Consider the following 18,339-nt stretch of genomic DNA (forward strand, 5'->3'; position numbering starts at 1 on the left):
CCGCCCGCTCACGGCCGCACCATCCACACCAGCAGCATCTCCGCCGGCGCGTTCGTCATCCCCGCCGGCGGATGCTCGATCGTCGGCTCGACCGACAGCGCCTTCGCAAGCGTCGCCGCATCGTCGATCGTCGTCGTGCGCACGATCGTCATCAGCCGTGCCGGCCGGTGCAGCGTCTCGCGATACAGCGCGCCGTACCACAGCGGCCGCATGCCGAGCGCGTCCTGCAGCACGTACGGATAACGCCACAACCGCAACACGAGGCGGCTTTCCGGCTGGGCCGGATCGACGCGCACGAACACGCGGCGCGTGCTTTCGCCGTGCGTGTAGCGCGGCAGCACCGGCAGCGCATCGGCCGGCGCCTGCGGCAACAGCCAGCGCAGCGCGGTGGCCGGCGACCACGGCGTCGCGCGCTGCCAGCCGGCCTGCGCGAGATGCCGGTCGAGCGTGTCCGACGTCGCGCTCCATTGCAGCGGCAGATATTCCTCGCGGTCGCCACCAATCTCGGTGCGCCGCACCGGCACGCGCTGCCACCCGCCGCGCAGCCACTGGTCGACGGTCATCGCGACCACGTCGCCGACATGCGGGCGCGACGCACGATCGAGCTGCCATTGCACCGGAACCGTCCACACGCCGGCCGTCGCGAGCACCACCGTCACCGCGACGAGCGCGCCCCTCGGTTGCACGTGCTCGCGCACGCGCCAGTACGCATAGGCGCCGGCCAGCAACGCGAACCAGGCGAGCCCGAGGCTCCAGCCGCCCAGCAGGCCCGACAGCCACGTGTCGCCGACATACAGCCGCGCGAAGCCGCCGAGCACGATCCACAGCACCACGGCCGTCACGACCGGGATCCGCCACAGCGCGGGCCGGTCGCGCGTCAGCACCCAGCCGAGGCCACTGCTCGCGAGAATCGCGAACGCGGCGTCGGCATCGGGCAGCGGCACGTGCAGCGCGCCGGGCGGCAAGCTCGCGGGCGTCGCGCCGGGCACGCCCGCGCCGAACACCGGCACGAGCACGACGGCAACGCCGACCGTCACCAGCCACCACGCGGACGTCAGCCAGCAGCGGTGGATCATCAGCCAGACGAGAAACGCGGCCGCGACGATCAGCCCCGTATCGTGCCCGTGCAGCACGGCGAGCGCGCGCATCGCGGCGTCCACCGGCGGCGTGCGCAGGTTCTGCAGGAACGCATACAGCGCAATGTCCGCGTGCATCAGCGGATCGTTCGCGACGACATCCTGCACGAGGCCCGCGAACAGCCACACGCAACCGACGAACAGCAGCGCAAGCACCGGCACCGCGCCCGGCAGGCCGCGTACGTAAGCGATCGCGTCGTGGAGCCGCGCGCCGAACCGCGGCCAGCGGCGCGCGCAGGCGTGCACGCCTTCGACGAGCGCACGGCGCAGCAGCGGCCAGCCGCGCTGCAACGCCACGCGCACACCGATCCACACGAGCGCGACCAGCGCCGCGACGACCAGCAGGATCACGGCGACCCGCACGCTGATCGCCGCGGCCAGCGCGGCCGACGCCCCGAACAGGATGCCTGGCGCGACGTGCACGGGCGCCCAGATGAGCGCCGAGATGACGTTGACCGGATAGAACGACCGGCGCGGCAGCGTCGCGCAGCCGACGACGACCGGCACAACCGCGCGCACCGGCGCAAGAAAACGCGCGAGCACGATGCTCTTCATCCCGTGACGCAGCACGAACTCCTCGCCGCGCGCGTAGGCGGCCGCATAGCCGAAGCGCGCCCACGCATTGCGGATCACGCCGCGGTAGTGCCGCCCGAGTTCGTAGCTGATCCCGTCGCCGATCACGGCACCGACCGCCGCGACACCGATGGTCGTCCATCCGTCGAGCGCGCCCGCGCCGATCAGCGCACCGGCCGCGAACATCACGGCGCCGGCCGGCACGACCGTGCCGATCAGCGCGATCGCCTCGGCGCAGGCCGTCACGAACACGATCGCGAGCACGAGCAGCGGATGTGCGCCGATCGTGCCGATCCACGCGTGGATCGTGTCGCTCATCGCACGCTCCAAGGCGGGGCGCCCCGGTGTGCGGACACCGGGCCGGCGATGGCATGGGGAACGTTCATCGGGAGGTGCGCGCGGTCGCGCCGGCGTGACGGGTCAATCGAACTCGTGCTGCCGCGCGTCGGCCTCGAGCGGCGCGTCGTGGTAGCCGACCGTCGCGATCTCCTGCAGATAGCGCGCGAGAAACGCGCCGATCGAGCCGGCGGCCTCGTACTGATGCACGTGGCGGAATTCGTGGGTCAACAGGCGGCGTGTGTCCTGCCCGCGCAGCACGTACACCGCATGGCCGAGCGTGAGCCCGATGGTTCCCGGCGCCAGGAGCCCCGTGTCGCGGGCGATCGCGGCGAGCGACGGCACCTCGGGGAACGGCATGCGGTCGACGATCACCACGCGGATCCGCTCCGGCTGCGCGACACCCACCGTGCGCGCGTCGTCGGCTTGCGCCGGCGTCAGCGGCGCCCCCTGCGCGATCCCGCGCGCCGCCTCGGCTTCGGCCCATGCGACGGCGGCGGGCAATGCGGACGGCAAGATATCGGCAAGATCGATCATCACGGGGCTCCTCGGGTCGTTGTAGTGGCATCGGGCACCAGTTTAGTCCCGAATCGGGACGGCTCGCGGGGCGGCTCGCGACGCGCGGCGCCTGCCTGTTCCCGCCATCGCACTCATTAGGGAAAACCCCGATCCGCACCCGCTCCACCGCATACCTTTTCCCCGCGATTATTTCGTTTCAGTACACATTCCGCGATCTTCTATCTCGAAAATTTCCCGGATGTGTACCGTTTTCGGATTCGGCGGAATATATTGATCAGAAGAACGGCCGCGGCAACCATCGGACAGCAGTGCGCGGCGTCATCCCGAAGAGGATCGCTAGATGATCAGGGTAATTCTGGCTGACGATCACGCAGTCATGCGGGACGGACTGCGCTACATCCTGGAAACGGCCGGCGGTTTCGAAATCGTCGGCGAGGCGAGCGACGGCTCGGCCACGCTTGCGCTGGTCGAGCGCGGCGCCGCCGACGTGCTGCTGCTCGACCTGTCGATGCCCGCGCCGACCGGCATCGAGCTGATCCGGCTGGTGAAGCGCCAGGCGCCGTCGCTGCGCACGCTCGTGCTGACGATGCATGCGGAGGCGCAGTACGCGGCGCGCGCGTTCAAGGCCGGCGCAACCGGCTACCTGACGAAGGACAGCGCGACCGCCGAGCTCGTCGAGGCGGTCGGCAAGGTGGCCGCGGGCGGCGTCTATGTGAGCCCGTCGGCGGCAGAAAGCCTCGCGCTCACGCTGCGCACGCCGGCCGCGACGCTTCCGCACGAACGGCTGTCCGCGCGCGAGCTCGACGTGATGCGCCGCATCGTCGCGGGCCAGACCGTCACGCAGATCGCGACCGAACTCGCGCTCAGCGCGAAGACGGTCAGCACGTACAAGACACGGATTCTCGAGAAGATGGAGCTGCCGCACGAAGCCGCGCTGGTTCGCTACGCGGTGCGCCACGACCTCGACCCCGGCGGCGACGCATGACGGCCGCGTTCCGCTTCCCGCCCCCGGACGACGACAACCCGGACGCGTCGCACCTGTTCATGTCGTCGCTGCCGCCGGGCCGGCGCGAACGGCGGCTCGCGCTCGCGACCGTGCTCATCTCCGCCGTGATCTTCGCCGCGCTTGCACCCTTCGCCGGCAGGCCGCTGGCGCCGGGCGCGGCGTTCATCCCCGTGTACCAGTCGGCGATCGTCGTCAACGACATGGTGACGGCCGGCCTGCTGCTCGGCCAGTACGCGATCCTGCGCCAGAGGCCGCTGCTCGTGCTCGCGGGCGGCTACCTGTTCACAGGTTTCATGGCCGGCACCCACATGCTGACCTTTCCCGGGCTGTTCACGCCGACCGGCCTGCTCGGCGCCCGCGACCAGACCACCGCCTGGCTGTACCTGTTCTGGCACGGCGGCTTTCCGCTCGCGGTCGCCGCGTACGCGCTGCTGCGCGCGACGTCGCGTACACCGGGCCCGATCCCGGCCCCGCAGCGCCGCGCGGCGATTCCGGTGATGCTGTGCATCGCGGCCGCAGTCGGCGCGACGGTCGCGCTCGCGCTGCTCGCGACGGCCGGCCACGACCTGCTGCCGCGCATCATGAACGGCAACCGGATGGCCGCGACGATGACGAACGCGATCACGATCGTCTGGGGGCTGAACCTGGTCGCGCTGATGCTGATGTGGCAGCGGCGGCGACGCCATTCCGTGCTCGACCTGTGGGTGATGACGGTGCTCGTCGCGTGGCTGTTCGACATCGCGCTGTCGTCGATGCTCAATCACGGGCGCTACGATCTCGGCTTCTACGCGGGGCGCGCGTACGGCCTCGTCGCCTCCGGCGTCGTGCTGTTCGCGATGCTGTTCGAGAACGGCCGGCTGCATGCGCAGACGGTGCGCGCGCTGGCCGGCGCGCGCTACCAGCATCTGCTCGTCGTGCAGAAGAGCGCGCAGCTGAACGACGCGAACGAACGGCTCGAACAGCGCGTCGCCGCGCGCACCGCGCAACTGAGCGCGTCGAACCGCGACCTGCGACGCGAAGTCGAGGACCGCGTGCGCGCCGAGCGGGCGCTACAGGCGTCGCGCGAGGAGCTGCGCGAGATCGCCGCGATCAGCGCGAGCGCACGCGAGGCCGAGCAGCGCCGCATCGCACGCGAGCTGCACGACGAACTCGCGCAGACCCTCGCGACGCTGAAGAACGATCTCGAATGGCTGATCGACCGCGTGCCGCAGGACGATGCGCAACTGGCGCGCAAGATCGCGGCGATGCACGCGCTTGCGCGCGGTGCGGTAGCCGCGACACGCCGCATCGCATCGGACCTGCGCCCGCTGATGCTCGACGATCTCGGCTTCGCCGCGGCCATGCAATGGCTCGTGGAGGATTTCCGGCACCGTCACGGCATCGCATGCGCGCTGCATGTCGACCCGCCGGAGCTGCAACTCGACGAGCCTTACGCGACGGCGGTGTTCCGCATCGCGCAGGAAGCGCTCGCGAACGTCGCGCGGCACGCGGCCGCGTCGCATGCGACCGTCGAACTCGTGCATGCGAACCATGCGATCGAACTGACGATTCGTGATGACGGCGCGGGATTCGATCCAGGCGTGCCACGCAAGTCGGGATCGTTCGGGCTGGTGGGGTTACGCGAGCGTGCGTATCTCGTCGGCGGTACGCTGCGGATCGCGACGACACTCGGCGAAGGAACGACGGTCGAGGTGGAGATTCCGCTGTCGCCTGCGCAGGTGACGGTCGCGCATGGCGGGGTTGGGGGCGCGCGCGGGTAGGAACCCGGCGAAGGCGGTGAGGTGGGTGCCGAACAGCGACGATCGGTGCCTGCCAGGTGACATACGCCCCTGATCCGCCGGCTTAATCGACGGCTTTCGTCGCGCGTGCCACTTCCAGCATGCGCTCGAGTTCCGCAAGGACGTGCGCGGCATCGAAGTATTCGCCGGTCCGCCGCGCCTCGTCGCGCGATGCCTGGCCACGTGTGACAAATTCGCGCTGCATGCGTCGGCGCGAACTGCCATCGCCCAACCTGTTCATCGTCGTCGTTTTCATTTCCCGTTCCATGAGCCACGCCTGCGACGCATCGTAACGGATCGACAGGATGCACAAAATTCCAGCCTCCTGACCACGACGCATGCGCTGCATGGTCATGCTCGGCCATCGGCCTGCCCAAGGCAACATTGCCCGCATGATTCGCTTCGGCACAACGCTACAATTTGTCACCGTCCTGCCTCGCTCTCGCGCCAACGCGTCGGCCGTCCGGACCTCGCGCTTCCACCACGATGAAATCCATCCCGCAACTTGCACTTTTCTTCCTGGGCACCCTGACCGTCTGGCTGACCATATCGCTGCTGTGCTGGCCCGTCCTGCTCGCGCTGCAGGCCCTGACGACGGCCGTGTTCATCCCGCATCCGGCCGGCAGCTACATCGGGCTCGGGTTCGCATCGACCGCACGGTTCCTGGATTTCCCGACGAGCTTCGTCGGCGCGTTTTCGGTGCCGTACATGAACATGCCGCTCGGGTTCATCGCGATCTTCTGGTGGTTCGGCACGGCGCTTATCCTGCAGCCCACCTACGCGCGCTACCGCGTCATGGTGCCCGGACGCCCGTCGGCGCGGGCCGTCCTGTGGCGCGGCGCCCGCTCGTGGCTGATCTTCACGACGGTGCTCGTCGTCATCGCAACGCCCTTCCTGCGGCGCTACGAGATCGTCACAGCGGATCACCTCTACGTGCGGCACCTGTTCGACTGGCACGAGCGCGCGTATCCGCTTGCGTCAATGAAGGAGATTCACGTGGACGATCCCGGCACCAGCCGCGGCATCGTCACGTGGGACTTCATCTTCGACGGCGACAACCGCTTCACGACGACCGCCCCCGACATCCACGCGCTCAGGTACCTGCTGTCGAACACGCACGCGACAGCCAACTTCTCGTTCGTCGGAAACCAGTTGATGAAGCGGTAACGCCGCGCGCCGTCACGCCCGCGTCGCCACCATCCCCCGCTCCGACCGCGTCCACGCGACCAGCGCGCCGATCCCGAGCAGCGCGAGACACACGATCGGCACGATCATCGGGCCGAACGCGGTGCCCGTCACCTTGCCGGCAAACGGCATCAGGTTCTGGCTGAAGAAGCCGCCGAGGTTGCCGATCGAGTTGATCGCCGCGACGCTCGCCGCCGCCCGCGCGCCGGTGAAGTAGCGCGGCGGCATCGACCAGAAGCACGGATACAGCAACGGGATGCACGCACCGCCGAGCACGAGCGCGATGAAGCGCAGCGGCGTCGACGGCAGCACGAGGCTCAGCAGGAAGCCGAGCGCGCCAAGTGCTGCAACGATCGCGATCGTGCGCAGGATGCTCTTCGCGCGCCGCAGCTTCCCCGGCAGCCACACCAGCAGCAGCACCGCAAGCGCCCACGGCAGCATGCTCAGGAAGCCGTTCGTCGTGCTCGACACGCCGAACGACTTTACGAGCGTCGGCAACCAATACGTCACGCCGTACAGCGACGTCGACATCAGCATGTAGGTCGCCGCGAACAGCATCACGCGCGGATCGAGCAGCGCCTTCCACGGCTGGCCGTGCTCGGCCTGCGCGGGCTTCTCGCGTTCGAGCGCGGCCTCGACGATCTGCTTCTCGCGGTCGTCGAGGAAACGCGCATCGCGCACCGATGCGGGCAGCACGCGGAACACGACGATCGCGACGATCACCGCCGGGATGCCCGTCGCCACGAACACCCACTGCCAGCCCGCGAGCCCCCACACGCCGTTCAGGCTCAGCAGCACGCCGCCGACCAGCGAGCCGAGCATGTTCGCGAGCGCGCTGCCGAGCGTGAAGATGCCGAGCACCTTCGCGCGATAGCTCTGCGGAAACCACAGCGTCAGGTAGTAGATCACGCCCGGATAGAAGCCGGCCTCGGCGATGCCGAGCACGAAGCGCAGCGCGCAGAACGCGGGCATCGATGTCGTGAAGCCCATCAGCACGGTGATGAGCCCCCACGTCAGCATGATCCGCGCGAGCCACACGCGCGCGCCGTAGCGATGCAGCGCGAGCGTGCTCGGCACCTCGAACAGCAGATAGCCGATGAAGAACAGCGACGACGCGAGCCCGAACGCGGCTTCCGTCATCCCGAGGCTGTGCACCATCTGCAGCTTCGCGAAGCCGACGTTCTGCCGGTCGATGAACGCGATCAGGAACATCACGACGAGGATGGGCAGCAGGCGCCGCGCCATCTTCGACATGATGCGCTGTTCTTCGGCGGACGCGGGGTCCAGGGTTTCGGTCGCGTTCACTTCAGGCTCCTTGCGTGAATCGGTTGCATAGCGGTTGCTTGGCAGTTGCATTTCGGTTGAGTCGGCGCCGCGCGCGACGAATGCACGGGCGCGAGGTGTGTCGATGAAAGGGAGCGGCCGTATCAGCCCGACCGGTAGGCGTCGAGCATCGGCGCGAACATCTCGTGCCACGCACGCGGCTTCGCCTTGATCGTGCCGGCCAGGTACAGGAATTCGACGTAGTCCATCAGTTGGTTCGGCAGCACCGAGAAGCGCGTTTCGGGTGCGGCGAGCATCTGCATCACGTCGTCGTGCGACATGCCGACGCCCGACGACGACGCAAAGAGCGCCGCCGCCGCGCGCGGGTCCTGCACGATCAGGCGGTTCGCTTCGTCGAGTGCGCCGAGAAACGCGACGGCCAGCGCGGGCTCCGTATCGACGAGTCGCTTCGGCGCGAATACGACGTCGTGCGTCATCGGGCCAAGCACGTCGACCGAATTCACGACGCGGTGGATGCCCGGCTGCCGCAGCTCGAGCGTCGAGAACGGCGGCGACGTGAAATGCGCGGTGACACCGTTCTCGCGGCGAATCAGCGCCTGCATCGCCTGCGGATGCGGCAGGCTCACGGTAATTGAATCGAGCTGCGCGAAATGCGCGGGGCCGAGCTGCTTGCTCGCGACCATCTGCAGCACCACCGCCGACAGCGACGTGCGGATACCCGGCACCGCGATCCGGTCGGACGGCGTAAAGTCGCGCAGCGACACGAGGCCCGGCCGGTTCGTGTTCAGCGACAGCGACGTGGTCGACAACCCGCTGATGCCGATCACCTCGACGTTCGGAATGCCGCGCGCCCGCGCCCACAGCTCGATGAAACCCGGCGCGCCGGCGCCCGCGAAGTCGAGCGTGCCGGCCATCATCGCGTCGTTGACGGAATTGCCGCCATCGAGCAGCACCCAGTCGACCGCGACGTCGCGCACGCCGTGGCGCGCCGCGTGCCGCTCGAACAGCCGCTGCTTCTCCATCACGAGCAGTGGCAGGTAGAGCACGCCATAGCCTTTCGAGATCCGCACCGTGCGCGGCTTCGCACGCACGAGCGCCGGTGCGGCGAGCACGCCAAGCCCGGCGGCGATCAACGCGCGGCGTCGCGGCAACATCGTCATGCGCCGGCCTGCCCGGCACGCGCGGCATGAGCCGCGAACGCCATCGCATCGACCGCCATCCGGCTGCGGCCCGCTTCGCCGCCCCGGCGAGCGCCGGCCGGCGGCGTGCTGCGCCGCGCGTTCGTCGCGCCCGTTTGCTGCTGCATGTTGCCGTCTCCTGTGGTTCTGGTATTAATGGCCGTCCTTGCAACGTCCGGCTCGACACAGGTTATCGATCGAGTCTGAGAAAATGCTGACATCCCGGCCTCGGGAAAACCCCTAACCCACCCATCTGCGAAACGGCACCATGCGCATTCTCGTCGTGGAGGACGATGCCGAAATCGGCGCGGCGATCCGCAACCGCCTGGCGCGGCTCGGCCATGCCGTCGATCTCGAAACCGACGGCGCGACCGCGAACGGGTTGCTGCGCGTCGAGCGCTTCGACCTCGTCGTGCTCGATGCGAACCTGCCCGGCATGGACGGCTTCACGGTGCTGCGCCACCTGCGCGCATCGGGCAGCACGACGCCCGTGCTGCTCGTCACCGCGCGCTCGGCGATCGACGACCGCGTGAGCGGCCTCGGCCTCGGCGCCGACGACTACCTGGTGAAGCCGTTCGACTATCGCGAACTCGATGCGCGCGTGCAGGCCCTTCTGCGCCGCAACAGCGGCCATGCAAACGACGTGCTGACGCTCGGCGGCCTCGTGATCGACCGCAGCAGCCGTCTCGCGGAACTCGACGGCCAGCCGCTGTCGCTGTCGCGCCAGGAGTTCGCACTGCTCGAAATCCTCGCGAGCCGCCCGCAGCGGATCTTCTCGAAGGACGAACTGCTGAACCAGTTGTTCAGCTTCGGCAACGAACCGACCGCGAACGCGGTCGAGCAGTACGTGACACGCGTGCGCAAGAAGCTGCAGGGCAGCTCCGTCGAGATCCGTACCGCGCGCGGGATGGGGTATCAGATTGCGGCGCACTGACTGGTTCCCGAAGACGCTGTTCGGGCGCACGCTGCTCTTCATCGCGCTCGTCGTCGCGACCGGCGCGCTCGCGCTCGCGGCGATCGCGCGCTACTACGCGGGCGTCGCGGCCGAACGCGCATACGACCAGTTGCTTGCGGGCGCATCGATCCAGGTCGCGGAAAACCTCTACGTGCAAGGCGGCGTGCTCGCGCTGAATCCGCCGGTGGCCGCGCTGTCGACGCTGTCGCGCTACGACCTCGTCTACTACAAGGTGGTCGATTCGCGCGGCATCGTCGTAGCCGGCTACAACGATCTCGCGAGCCCCGCGACGCTTGCCGCCGCGAAACAGGGCCCGGCGTTCGCGAACGGGATGTACCAGGGGCACCGGATCCGCACCGCGACCATCGCGCGCTACATGCCCGAGGAAAGCACGCCGGGCTGGGCGCTCGTGACGGTGGCGCAAACCACCAACGCGCGCCAGCAGCTCACGAACGACATGAGTTTCAAGGTGTGGACGCTGATCCTGCTGATGAGCGTGCTCGCGATCGGCGCAAGCGGCCTCGCGATCCGGCGGGGCCTGCGCCCACTCGCGCAGATCGGCACGATCATCGCCGCGCGCGACCCGGCCGACCTGCGGCCGGTGGCCGTCGATACACCGAGCGAGATCGACGCGATCATCGGGTCGATCAACGGGCTGATGCGCCGCCTCGCCGAGCGGATCAACGCGATGCAGCGCTTCATCGCCGATGCCGCGCACCAGATGCGCACGCCGCTCGCGCGACTCGACGCGCAGATCGAACTGCTCGACGGCGAAGCCGATCCCGCGCGTCACGCGGCACGGCTCGACGCGCTGCGCGCGACCTGCTCGGACGTCGGGCGGCTCACCGGCCAGCTGCTCAATCATGCGATGGTGATCCATCGCACCGAGGCCGTGCCGCTGCAACCCGTCGAACTCGTCGCACTCGCGAAGGATGTGCTCGGCCGCACGATTCCGCTCGCGGGCGAGCGCGATGTCGCCGTCGCGTTCGCGAGCGACGCGCCGCTCGCCTGGATCGACGGCGATGCGATCAGCCTGCAGGAAGCGCTGTCGAACGTGCTGCACAATGCATTGCTGCATGGTCATGCGGACGACATCGTCGTCTCGGTCGCGACGCAGCTCAACGTTGACGATGCAGTCACGCTGACCGTGACCGACAACGGTCGCGGGATTCCGCGCGAGCACTGGGACGCCGCGCTGCAGCCGTTCGTGCGCATCGCGCCGGACGGCAGCGAGCGGCGCACCGGGTCGGGCCTCGGGCTCGCAATCGTGCAGGAGGTGATGAAGGCGCACGGCGGGCGCGTCGGGTTTGCGTTTCCCGACGCGGGCGGGTTTTCGGTGGTGCTGACGTTTCCGCGCGCGGCGGGGAGCGTCGCAAAGCAGGCATGATTTGACGGACTGCGCCGGTTCAGGCGCTTGCGCAGTGGGCGCTCAATCGTCGCTGTCGTCATCGAAGCGGTTGCGCTCCACGTGCCGCGCCACCTCCCGGTCCAACTCGTCGTACTGACGATCGCAGAACAGCCGGCACAACGTATCGACGTCGGTACGCTTCCTGACGTCGATCGTGTCGACTTGCTGCTCCAGCTTGCCCTTGCCGATCCCGAAAAGCCCCTTCTTCATCCGCATGGAGACGGCATTCAGCTGGAAGCCGTCCGCATGCGCATCGCTCAGGGCAGTTACCCACAATTCCCGCTGATCGTCGGCATGCTGCAGCACGAGGGCCGGCAACGGGCCGTCCTGCTTGTCGTCCCATTCGGCATGCTGCGCCGCCCACGGGAACGCGTCGAATGCTTGCGTGAACGACGGGTAATCCGTCGCCCCCTGAGAATCCAGTTGCTTGAAATCGTAGCCGACTTTCTGAATGGAATAGGTCAACATGGCGCGGCGCTCCGTGGCATTCAGGATCAGAAGATCGCCAAGCTACGCCGATTTTCGGTATTCGTCAGCTTTTTGCTGCGCGTCGCCGACGCGCGGACGCCAGTGTGGAATGTCATCGTGCGGTCTGCGCGGCCCTTGAACCACCGGTTCGACCACAGCGCCCTTTGAACCGATTCGCGCCATCCGGCTTGACGGCAGCACGCCGGTCAATTATGGTATGGTCGTTCAAAAATCAGGAGAGCCCGATGGCGCGGCCAAGAGAATTCGACGAAGACCAGGTGCTCGACGCCGTGATGGACACGTTCTGGCGCCACGGCTACGAAGCGACGTCCGCGCAGGATCTCGTGCAGGCGACCGGGCTCGGCCGCGGCAGCCTGTATGCGGCCTATACGAACAAGGACGGCCTGTTCGAGCAGGCGATGCTGCGCTACAACCAGCGCTCGCGCGACAACGTCGACCTGCTGCGCGCCCCCGGCCCGGCGACCGAGCGCCTGCGTGCGCTGCTGACAAGCATCGTCGACGCCGACCTGAAGGCGCCCGAAAAACGCGGCTGTCTCGCGACGAACACAGCGATCGAGCGCGCGAGCCGCGACGCGCATGTCGCCGAACTCGTGCGACAGAACTTCCGGATCATGCACGCGGGCATCCAGGAAACGATCGAGCGCGGGCAAGCCGCCGGCGAAATCGATGCCAACGCGCACGCCGAGGATCTCGCGTGGTTCGTGTTCAATGCAATGCAAGGGTTGCGGGTGCTCGCCAGGACGTCGTCTGGCAAGGACCGCAAGCGGCTCGTCGCAATCGTCGACCGGACCCTGCACGCACTGGGCTGACCAAAAAAATTTTTCGCCATTATGGAATGATCATTCCACAACAAGGAACCCCGATGAACGCTTCGCTCTCTTCCGTTCCCCGTCGCGGCGCGCGGCTGCCGCTTGCCGTCTTCGTGCTCGGCCTCACCGTGTTCTGCATCGGCACCACCGAAGTGATGGTGTCAGGCCTGCTGCCCCTGCTCGCGCGCGATTTCGGCGTGTCGATTCCGTCGGCCGCCCTGCTGATTTCCGGCTATGCGGCCGGCGTGGTGGTCGGCGGCCCCGCGATGACGCTCGCGTTTCTGCGCACGCGCCGCAAGACCGCCCTGCTCGTGCTGCTCGGCGTCTTCATCGCCGGGCAAGCGCTCGGCGCGCTCGCGCAGAACTATGCGCTGCTGATGACCTCGCGGGTCGTCGCGGCGCTCGCGCAGGGCGCGTTCTTCGGCATCGGCTCGCTGCTCGCGATCGACCTGGCGGGCCCCGACGCGAAAGGCCGCGCGCTCGCGGTGATGTTCGGCGGGCTGACGATCGCCAATATCGCCGGCGCGCCGTTCGGCACGCTGATCGGCGAGCAGTACGGCTGGCGTGCGAGCTTCTGGGTCGTCACGGCGCTCGCCGTGCTGAGCCTCGTCGCCACCACGCTCGTCGTCCCGATGCAGGGCCGGCCGCCGTATCACGGCATCGCGCGCGAGTTCGCATCGTTCCGGCAGCCGCGGCTATGGGCCGCGCTCGGCATCTCGGCGCTCAGCCAGGCCGGCCTGTTCGCCGCGTACAGCTATTTCTCGCCGATCTTCACCGAGTTCGGCGGTTTCGCGCGCGCAGCCGTGCCGGCGTTGCAGGCGCTGTTCGGCATAGGCTGCTTTGCCGGCACCGTCGTGGGCGGCCGCTATACCGATCGCTATCCGGCCGGGATCCTCGTCGCGGGCCTCGTCGGGCTGATCGTCACGATGGCCGCGTTCGGCGCGCTCGCGCACAGCCGCACCGGCACGATCGTCGCACTGGCCGCGTTCGGTATCGCGGCGTTCTCGATCAATCCCGCGCTGCAGGCCCGCGCGATCGCCGAAGCACCGCATGCACCGACGCTCGCGACGACGGCGAACACGTCGGCGTTCAACGTCGGGAACACCGTCGGCCCGTGGCTAGGCGGCGTCGCGATCAACGCCGGGCTCGGTTTCGTGTCGACGGTCTGGGTCGGCGTCGCGCTCGCCGCACTGGCCCTGGTCCTCGCACTCGCATCGACGCGTCCGCACGCGCCGTCCTCTTCCGCTTCATACGCACGTTCGACAGGAGAAACGTCATGAGCACGTCCGCTACACGCAACGCCACCACCGTCGCCGTCCTCGGTATCGGCGTGATGGGCGCACCGATCGCCCGCAATCTGGCCCGGCAGGGATTCACGGTCCGCGCATGGAACCGCACGCGTGCCAAAGCCGACGCACTCGCCGCCGACGGTGTCGCCGCGTTCGCCACGCCGGCCGAGACCGTCAGCGACGCGCGCGTCGTCGTCACGGTGCTCAACGATGCGGACGGCGTGCTGAAGGCGATGGAGGCCGCTGCGCCGAAGCTGGCGGCCGGAACAATCTGGGTTCAGGTCAGCACGGTAGGCGTGCGCGGCATCGCACGACTCGCGGCATTCGCGCGGACGCACGACCTCGTGTTCTACGATGCACCCGTGCAAGGCTCGCGACAGCCGGCCGAAAATGCGCAACTCGTCGTGCTCGCGGCGGGGCCCGAATCGGATCGCGCACAGGTGCAGCCGCTGTTCGACGCGATCGGCCGGCGCACGCTGTGGGTCGCCGACGACGGCTCGACAGGCGCAGGCAGCCGGCTCAAGCTCGCGCTCAACCACTATGCGTTCACGCTCACGCACGCGATCGCGGAAAGCCTGAAACTGGCCGGCGCGCTCGGCGCCGATCCGCGCGACGTGATCGATGTCGTGTCGGGCGGCCCGATGGACAACGGCTACTTTCAGGCAAAGGGCGCATTGATCCTGAACGACGACTTCCGCCCGGCGTTCACGGTCGCCAATGCGGTGAAGGACGCCACGCTGATCGCGCAGGCCGCGCATGACGCCGGCATGCACGCCGACGTCGCGAATGCAAGCCTCGCGCGATTCCGGCGTGCCGTCGACGCGGGGCACGGGGACAAGGACATGGCAGCGTCGTTCCTCGCATAGCGTGGAATCCGCGTGCGTGCGCGGCCGGCGGTGCCGGTGCGCGCGCCGCTCACGCGAGCGCCGCCTCCCCGCCGAGATACGCATCGCGCACCCGCTCGTCGTCGAGCAGCGCCTGCGCGGGCCCTTCGAGCACGACACGCCCCGTCTGCAGCACGTACCCGTAATGCGCGATCTCCAGCGCGAGGCTCGCGTTCTGCTCGACCATGAACACGGTCACGCCCTGCCGGTTGATCGCGTCGATCAGTTCGAGCACCTTGTCGACGTAGAGCGGCGACAACCCCATCGTCGGCTCGTCCATGCAGATCAGCTTCGGCCGCGCCATCAGCGCCCGCGCCATCGCAAGCATCTGCTGCTCGCCGCCGGACAGCGTGCCCGCGCGCTGCGTCAGCCGCTCGCGCACCCGCGGAAACAGGTCGAGCACGCGCTCGTAGTCTTCCGCCACCGCCGCGCGGTCGCCACGCGTATACGCGCCCATCAGCAGGTTCTCGCGCACGCTCATGTCGCCGAACAGCCGCCGCGCCTCGGGCACGGCCGCGATCCCGCGGCGCACGCGCTGCGGCGTCGCGAGCGCGGTCACGTCGTCGCCGTCGAAACGCACGACGCCGCGGCGCGGCCGCATCAGTCCGAGAATCAGCTTCATCGTCGTCGACTTGCCGCTCGCGTTGCCGCCGAGCAGGCTGACGATCTGCCCGCGGCCGACTTCGAAGTTCACGTCGAAATGCACCTGCACCGGCCCGTAGAACGTGTCGAGGTGTTCGAGTTTCAGCAGCGCGTCGGTCATCGTCGTATCGGGTTCGGAAGAAAGTGCGGTCATGCGGCCGCCTGTGCTGCGCGGTCGGCCGGCACACCACCCGCATGTCGGCGGCCGAGGTACGCCTCGATCACGCGCGGATCGTGCCGCACGTCGCGCGGCGCGCCTTCGGCGATCTTCACGCCGTTGTCGAGCACCATCACGCGGTCGGACACGCGCATCACGAGTTCGAGCTTGTGTTCGATCAGCAGGATCGTCAGGCCGCGCGCCTTCAGCGACTGGATCAGTTGCAGCATCTCGGCCGTTTCCGTCTCGTTCATCCCGGCCGTCGGTTCGTCGAGCAGCAGCAGGCGCGGATGCAGCGCGAGCGCGCGACCGATCTCCACGCGCCGCCGGTTCGCATACGACAGGCTGTGCGCCGGATGATCGATGCGCGGCGTCAACCGCTCGCCGAACCCGGCGACGATCGCGCGCGCCTCGTCGCGCAGCGCGGCCTCCTCGCGCCGCACCGCCGCGGGCCGCACGAGCGCGCGCAGCACTTCGGCCGCAGCACCCAGCGCGGGCCAGCCCGGCCGCGCCGCGCGCAGCCGCGCATGCGCGCCGATCAGCACGTTGTCGAGCACGCTCAGGTTGCCGAACACGCGACCGTGCTGGAACGTGCGCGCGATGCCGAGCGCCGCGAGGCGTTCGGGCGCGGTGCCCGTGATGTCGCGGCCGTCGAACGTCACGCAGCCGGCATCGGGCCGGTCGGCGCCCGCGATCAGGTTGAACAGCGTCGACTTGCCCGCGCCGTTCGGCCCGATCACGCTCAGCAGTTCGCCATCGGCGAGGGTCAGGCTCGCGCCGTCGAGCGCGGTCACGCCGTCGAAGCGGCGCGTCAGGCCCTGTACGTCGAGCAAGGGTCGATTGATGGTCATCGCGTTCCTCCTCACACCGTGCCGAGCAAGCCTTGCGGCCGGAACCGGACGAGCAGCAGCAGCACGAGGCCGTAGATCAGCATCCGGTAGTCGGCCGCCCAGCGGAACAGCTCGGGCAACCCGATCAGCGCGATCGCGCCGGCGATGCCGCCGAGCACGTTGCCGAGCCCGCCGAGGATCACCATCGTCAGCGCGAGGATCGACACCTGCGAGTCGAAGGTCTGGTGATTGATGTAGCTGTACAGATGCGCGGCAATCCCGCCGCTCACACCGGCCGCGACGCCGCCGACCGCGAACGCGATCGCCTTGTAGCGGTTCGGCGCGATGCCGTGCGCGCGCGCGGCAACGTCGTCCTCGCGCACCGCCCGCAGCGTGCGGCCGAGATGCGAGCGCAGCAGCCGCACCTGCACGAGCGCGAACACGACGAGCACCGCGAACGTGAACCAGTACGCGGCCCGCGCGGTCGTCGCCCACGGCAGCGGTGCGATGCCGGTGATGCCGAGCGGCCCGCGCGTGAGGCCGTCCCAGTTCAGGATCACGAGGCTCACCACTTCGCCGATGCCGAGCGTCGCGATCGACACATAGTGCCCGCGCAGCCGGAACGCCGGATAGACGAGCAGCGTGCCGAGCACGGCCGTAATGACGCCCGCGCACGGGATCGTCACGGCCGGCGACCAGCCGAGATCCGACGACAGCAGCGCCGACGCATACGCGCCGATCACGAGCAACGCCGCGTGGCCGAGCGAGATCTGCCCGACCGTGCCCGCGACCAGCGTGAGGCTCAGCGCGAGCAGCCCGTACAGCCACGCGTTGGTCAGCGTCTGCAGCACGTACGGCGATGCTCCCAGCCACGGCAGCACGGCCGCCAGCGCGATCAGCGCGACGAGTACCGGGCGCGGCACGCGCACGGCCTTCGCGGCCGCGAGGAAGGTGCCCGTCATCGGCTCGGGCGGCAGCGCGCGGTTCGCGCTGAACAGGCCGTTCGGCCGCCATACGAGGAACACGATCAGCAGCCCGAACGCGAACAGGTCGCGATAGCTGGTGCCGAACAGCGCAACGCCGTAGCTTTCGACGAGGCCGAGCAGCAGGCTGCCCGCGATCGCGCCCGGCACGTTGCCGAGCCCGCCGATCAGCAGGGCGACCACGCCCTTCAGCGTGGCCTGGAAGCCCATCGCCGGATCGATGCTGTTGTAGTACATGCCGACCAGCAGCCCGCTCACGCCGCCGAGCGCGCACGCGATCGCGAACACGGTCTGGTTCACGCGGTCGACGTCGACGCCCATCTGCAGCGCCGCATCGCGATCCTGCGCAGTCGCGCGCACGGCCCAGCCGAGCCGCGTGAAGCGCAGGAAGCCGTACAGCAGCGCGGCCGCCGCGATGCCGATGCCCGCGATCAGCAGGTCGAGCGAGCCGAGCGTCGCGCCGGCGATCCGCACGTGCCAGTCGGGCAGCGGCGTCGGCACCGCGCGCGGGTCCGCGCCGAACGCGAGCTGCGCGAGCTGGTCGAGAATGAAGCTGATGCCGATCGTCGCGAGCAGCGGTGCGATGCGTGCCGCATGACGCAGCGGCCGCAGCCCGATCCGCTCGATCGCGACGCCGAGCGCACCGCAACCGACGACGACCGCCGCGAGCGCGACCGGCAGCGGCAGCCCGAAGCGCGTCAGGCACAGCCAGCCGATGAACGCGCCGACCATGTAGACCGAGCCGTGCGCGAAGTTGATCAGGTGCGACACGCCGAAGATCAGCGCGAGCCCAACCGCGAGCAGCGCGTAGATGTTGCCGACGATGAGGCCGTTGAGCGTGTAGTCGAGCCAGGAAGCCATCACGATGCGTCCGTTGCGTGCATGCTGTTCAGGTTCC

18 protein-coding genes are annotated in these 18,339 nt (G+C 68.9%); 8 read left to right on the plus strand and 10 right to left on the minus strand.

Translation table 11 applies throughout. From position 1 onward, the window contains the following. Window positions 1-8 precede the first annotated feature (8 nt). Both BCEP18194_RS35340 and BCEP18194_RS35345 read right to left on the minus strand, forming a co-directional pair. The gene (locus BCEP18194_RS35340) at window positions 9-2,027 is read right to left on the minus strand and encodes a VTT domain-containing protein (RefSeq protein WP_011356111.1); all 2,019 of its coding nucleotides are present in this window, start codon (window positions 2,025-2,027) and stop codon (window positions 9-11) included. 102 nt (window positions 2,028-2,129) lie between these two features. Beyond that, window positions 2,130-2,582, minus strand: coding sequence for a hypothetical protein (locus BCEP18194_RS35345; protein ID WP_011356112.1), 453 nt, complete (start codon window positions 2,580-2,582; stop codon window positions 2,130-2,132). A 322-nt stretch (window positions 2,583-2,904) separates the two neighbouring features. Here BCEP18194_RS35345 and BCEP18194_RS35350 point away from each other — a divergent pair, with 322 nt between their 5' ends. Further along, window positions 2,905-3,549: a response regulator gene (locus tag BCEP18194_RS35350; RefSeq protein ID WP_011356113.1), complete on the plus strand. Its 645-nt coding sequence runs from the start codon at window positions 2,905-2,907 to the stop codon at window positions 3,547-3,549. Beyond that, window positions 3,546-5,330, plus strand: coding sequence for a sensor histidine kinase (locus tag BCEP18194_RS35355; protein ID WP_011356114.1), 1,785 nt, complete (start codon window positions 3,546-3,548; stop codon window positions 5,328-5,330). The genes BCEP18194_RS35350 and BCEP18194_RS35355 overlap by 4 nt, the downstream gene beginning before the upstream one ends. An 82-nt stretch (window positions 5,331-5,412) precedes the next feature. On the opposite strand, the gene BCEP18194_RS35360 is transcribed toward BCEP18194_RS35355, so the two are convergent. Further along, complete coding sequence (locus tag BCEP18194_RS35360; RefSeq protein ID WP_244273015.1) at window positions 5,413-5,703, minus strand: prevent-host-death protein; 291 nt, start codon at window positions 5,701-5,703, stop codon at window positions 5,413-5,415. A 131-nt stretch (window positions 5,704-5,834) separates the two neighbouring features. Between BCEP18194_RS35360 and BCEP18194_RS35365 the strand changes: the two genes are divergently transcribed. Continuing rightward, complete coding sequence (locus tag BCEP18194_RS35365; protein ID WP_041493379.1) at window positions 5,835-6,515, plus strand: hypothetical protein; 681 nt, start codon at window positions 5,835-5,837, stop codon at window positions 6,513-6,515. Between the two features lie 12 nt (window positions 6,516-6,527). Here the strand turns inward: BCEP18194_RS35365 and BCEP18194_RS35370 are convergent, their stop codons facing one another. The 3 genes from BCEP18194_RS35370 to BCEP18194_RS41495 form a co-directional block, all read right to left on the minus strand. Further along, the gene (locus tag BCEP18194_RS35370; RefSeq protein WP_011356117.1) at window positions 6,528-7,838 is read right to left on the minus strand and encodes an MFS transporter; all 1,311 of its coding nucleotides are present in this window, start codon (window positions 7,836-7,838) and stop codon (window positions 6,528-6,530) included. A gap of 122 nt (window positions 7,839-7,960) precedes the next feature. Continuing rightward, window positions 7,961-8,977, minus strand: a complete 1,017-nt coding sequence (locus BCEP18194_RS35375; protein ID WP_011356118.1) for an ABC transporter substrate-binding protein — start codon at window positions 8,975-8,977, stop codon at window positions 7,961-7,963. Continuing rightward, window positions 8,974-9,123 (minus strand): hypothetical protein, encoded by a 150-nt coding sequence (locus BCEP18194_RS41495; RefSeq protein ID WP_157687363.1) that lies wholly within the window; start codon window positions 9,121-9,123, stop codon window positions 8,974-8,976. Before BCEP18194_RS41495 ends, BCEP18194_RS35375 begins: the two co-directional genes overlap by 4 nt. Before the next feature lie 140 nt (window positions 9,124-9,263). Here BCEP18194_RS41495 and BCEP18194_RS35380 point away from each other — a divergent pair, with 140 nt between their 5' ends. Together BCEP18194_RS35380 and BCEP18194_RS35385 are read left to right on the plus strand one after the other, a co-directional pair. Then, window positions 9,264-9,929, plus strand: a complete 666-nt coding sequence (locus BCEP18194_RS35380; RefSeq protein WP_011356119.1) for a response regulator transcription factor — start codon at window positions 9,264-9,266, stop codon at window positions 9,927-9,929. After that, entirely contained in the window at window positions 9,916-11,337 is a 1,422-nt protein-coding gene (locus BCEP18194_RS35385) for a sensor histidine kinase (protein WP_011356120.1), read from the plus strand. The genes BCEP18194_RS35380 and BCEP18194_RS35385 overlap by 14 nt, the downstream gene beginning before the upstream one ends. 42 nt (window positions 11,338-11,379) lie before the next feature. On the opposite strand, the gene BCEP18194_RS35390 is transcribed toward BCEP18194_RS35385, so the two are convergent. Further along, window positions 11,380-11,826 carry a hypothetical protein gene (locus BCEP18194_RS35390; RefSeq protein ID WP_011356121.1) on the minus strand — a complete coding sequence of 149 codons (447 nt, stop codon included), beginning with the start codon at window positions 11,824-11,826 and terminating at the stop codon, window positions 11,380-11,382. A 245-nt stretch (window positions 11,827-12,071) separates the two neighbouring features. Between BCEP18194_RS35390 and BCEP18194_RS35395 the strand changes: the two genes are divergently transcribed. The 3 genes from BCEP18194_RS35395 to BCEP18194_RS35405 are packed head-to-tail and all read left to right on the plus strand — an operon-like array spanning window position 12,072 to window position 14,811. Continuing rightward, entirely contained in the window at window positions 12,072-12,656 is a 585-nt protein-coding gene (locus BCEP18194_RS35395) for a TetR/AcrR family transcriptional regulator (protein ID WP_011356122.1), read from the plus strand. A 53-nt stretch (window positions 12,657-12,709) separates the two neighbouring features. Next, window positions 12,710-13,936 carry an MFS transporter gene (locus BCEP18194_RS35400; protein ID WP_011356123.1) on the plus strand — a complete coding sequence of 409 codons (1,227 nt, stop codon included), beginning with the start codon at window positions 12,710-12,712 and terminating at the stop codon, window positions 13,934-13,936. Then, complete coding sequence (locus BCEP18194_RS35405) at window positions 13,933-14,811, plus strand: NAD(P)-dependent oxidoreductase (protein ID WP_011356124.1); 879 nt, start codon at window positions 13,933-13,935, stop codon at window positions 14,809-14,811. The genes BCEP18194_RS35400 and BCEP18194_RS35405 overlap by 4 nt, the downstream gene beginning before the upstream one ends. A gap of 49 nt (window positions 14,812-14,860) precedes the next feature. Here the strand turns inward: BCEP18194_RS35405 and BCEP18194_RS35410 are convergent, their stop codons facing one another. Genes BCEP18194_RS35410 through BCEP18194_RS35420 form a run of 3 tightly spaced genes read right to left on the minus strand, consistent with a single transcriptional unit; the run spans window position 14,861 to window position 18,302 of the window. Continuing rightward, on the minus strand, window positions 14,861-15,625 hold the full coding sequence (locus tag BCEP18194_RS35410) for an ABC transporter ATP-binding protein (protein ID WP_011356125.1): 765 nt from the start codon (window positions 15,623-15,625) through the stop codon (window positions 14,861-14,863). After that, on the minus strand, window positions 15,622-16,479 hold the full coding sequence (locus BCEP18194_RS35415) for an ABC transporter ATP-binding protein (protein ID WP_011356126.1): 858 nt from the start codon (window positions 16,477-16,479) through the stop codon (window positions 15,622-15,624). The genes BCEP18194_RS35410 and BCEP18194_RS35415 overlap by 4 nt, the downstream gene beginning before the upstream one ends. 11 nt (window positions 16,480-16,490) lie before the next feature. Beyond that, a complete protein-coding gene (locus tag BCEP18194_RS35420; protein ID WP_011356127.1) occupies window positions 16,491-18,302 on the minus strand; it encodes an ABC transporter permease in 1,812 nt (603 codons plus the stop codon). Window positions 18,303-18,339: the final 37 nt, after the last annotated feature.

It is taken from the genome of Burkholderia lata, assembly GCF_000012945.1.
Lineage (GTDB): Bacteria > Pseudomonadota > Gammaproteobacteria > Burkholderiales > Burkholderiaceae > Burkholderia > Burkholderia lata.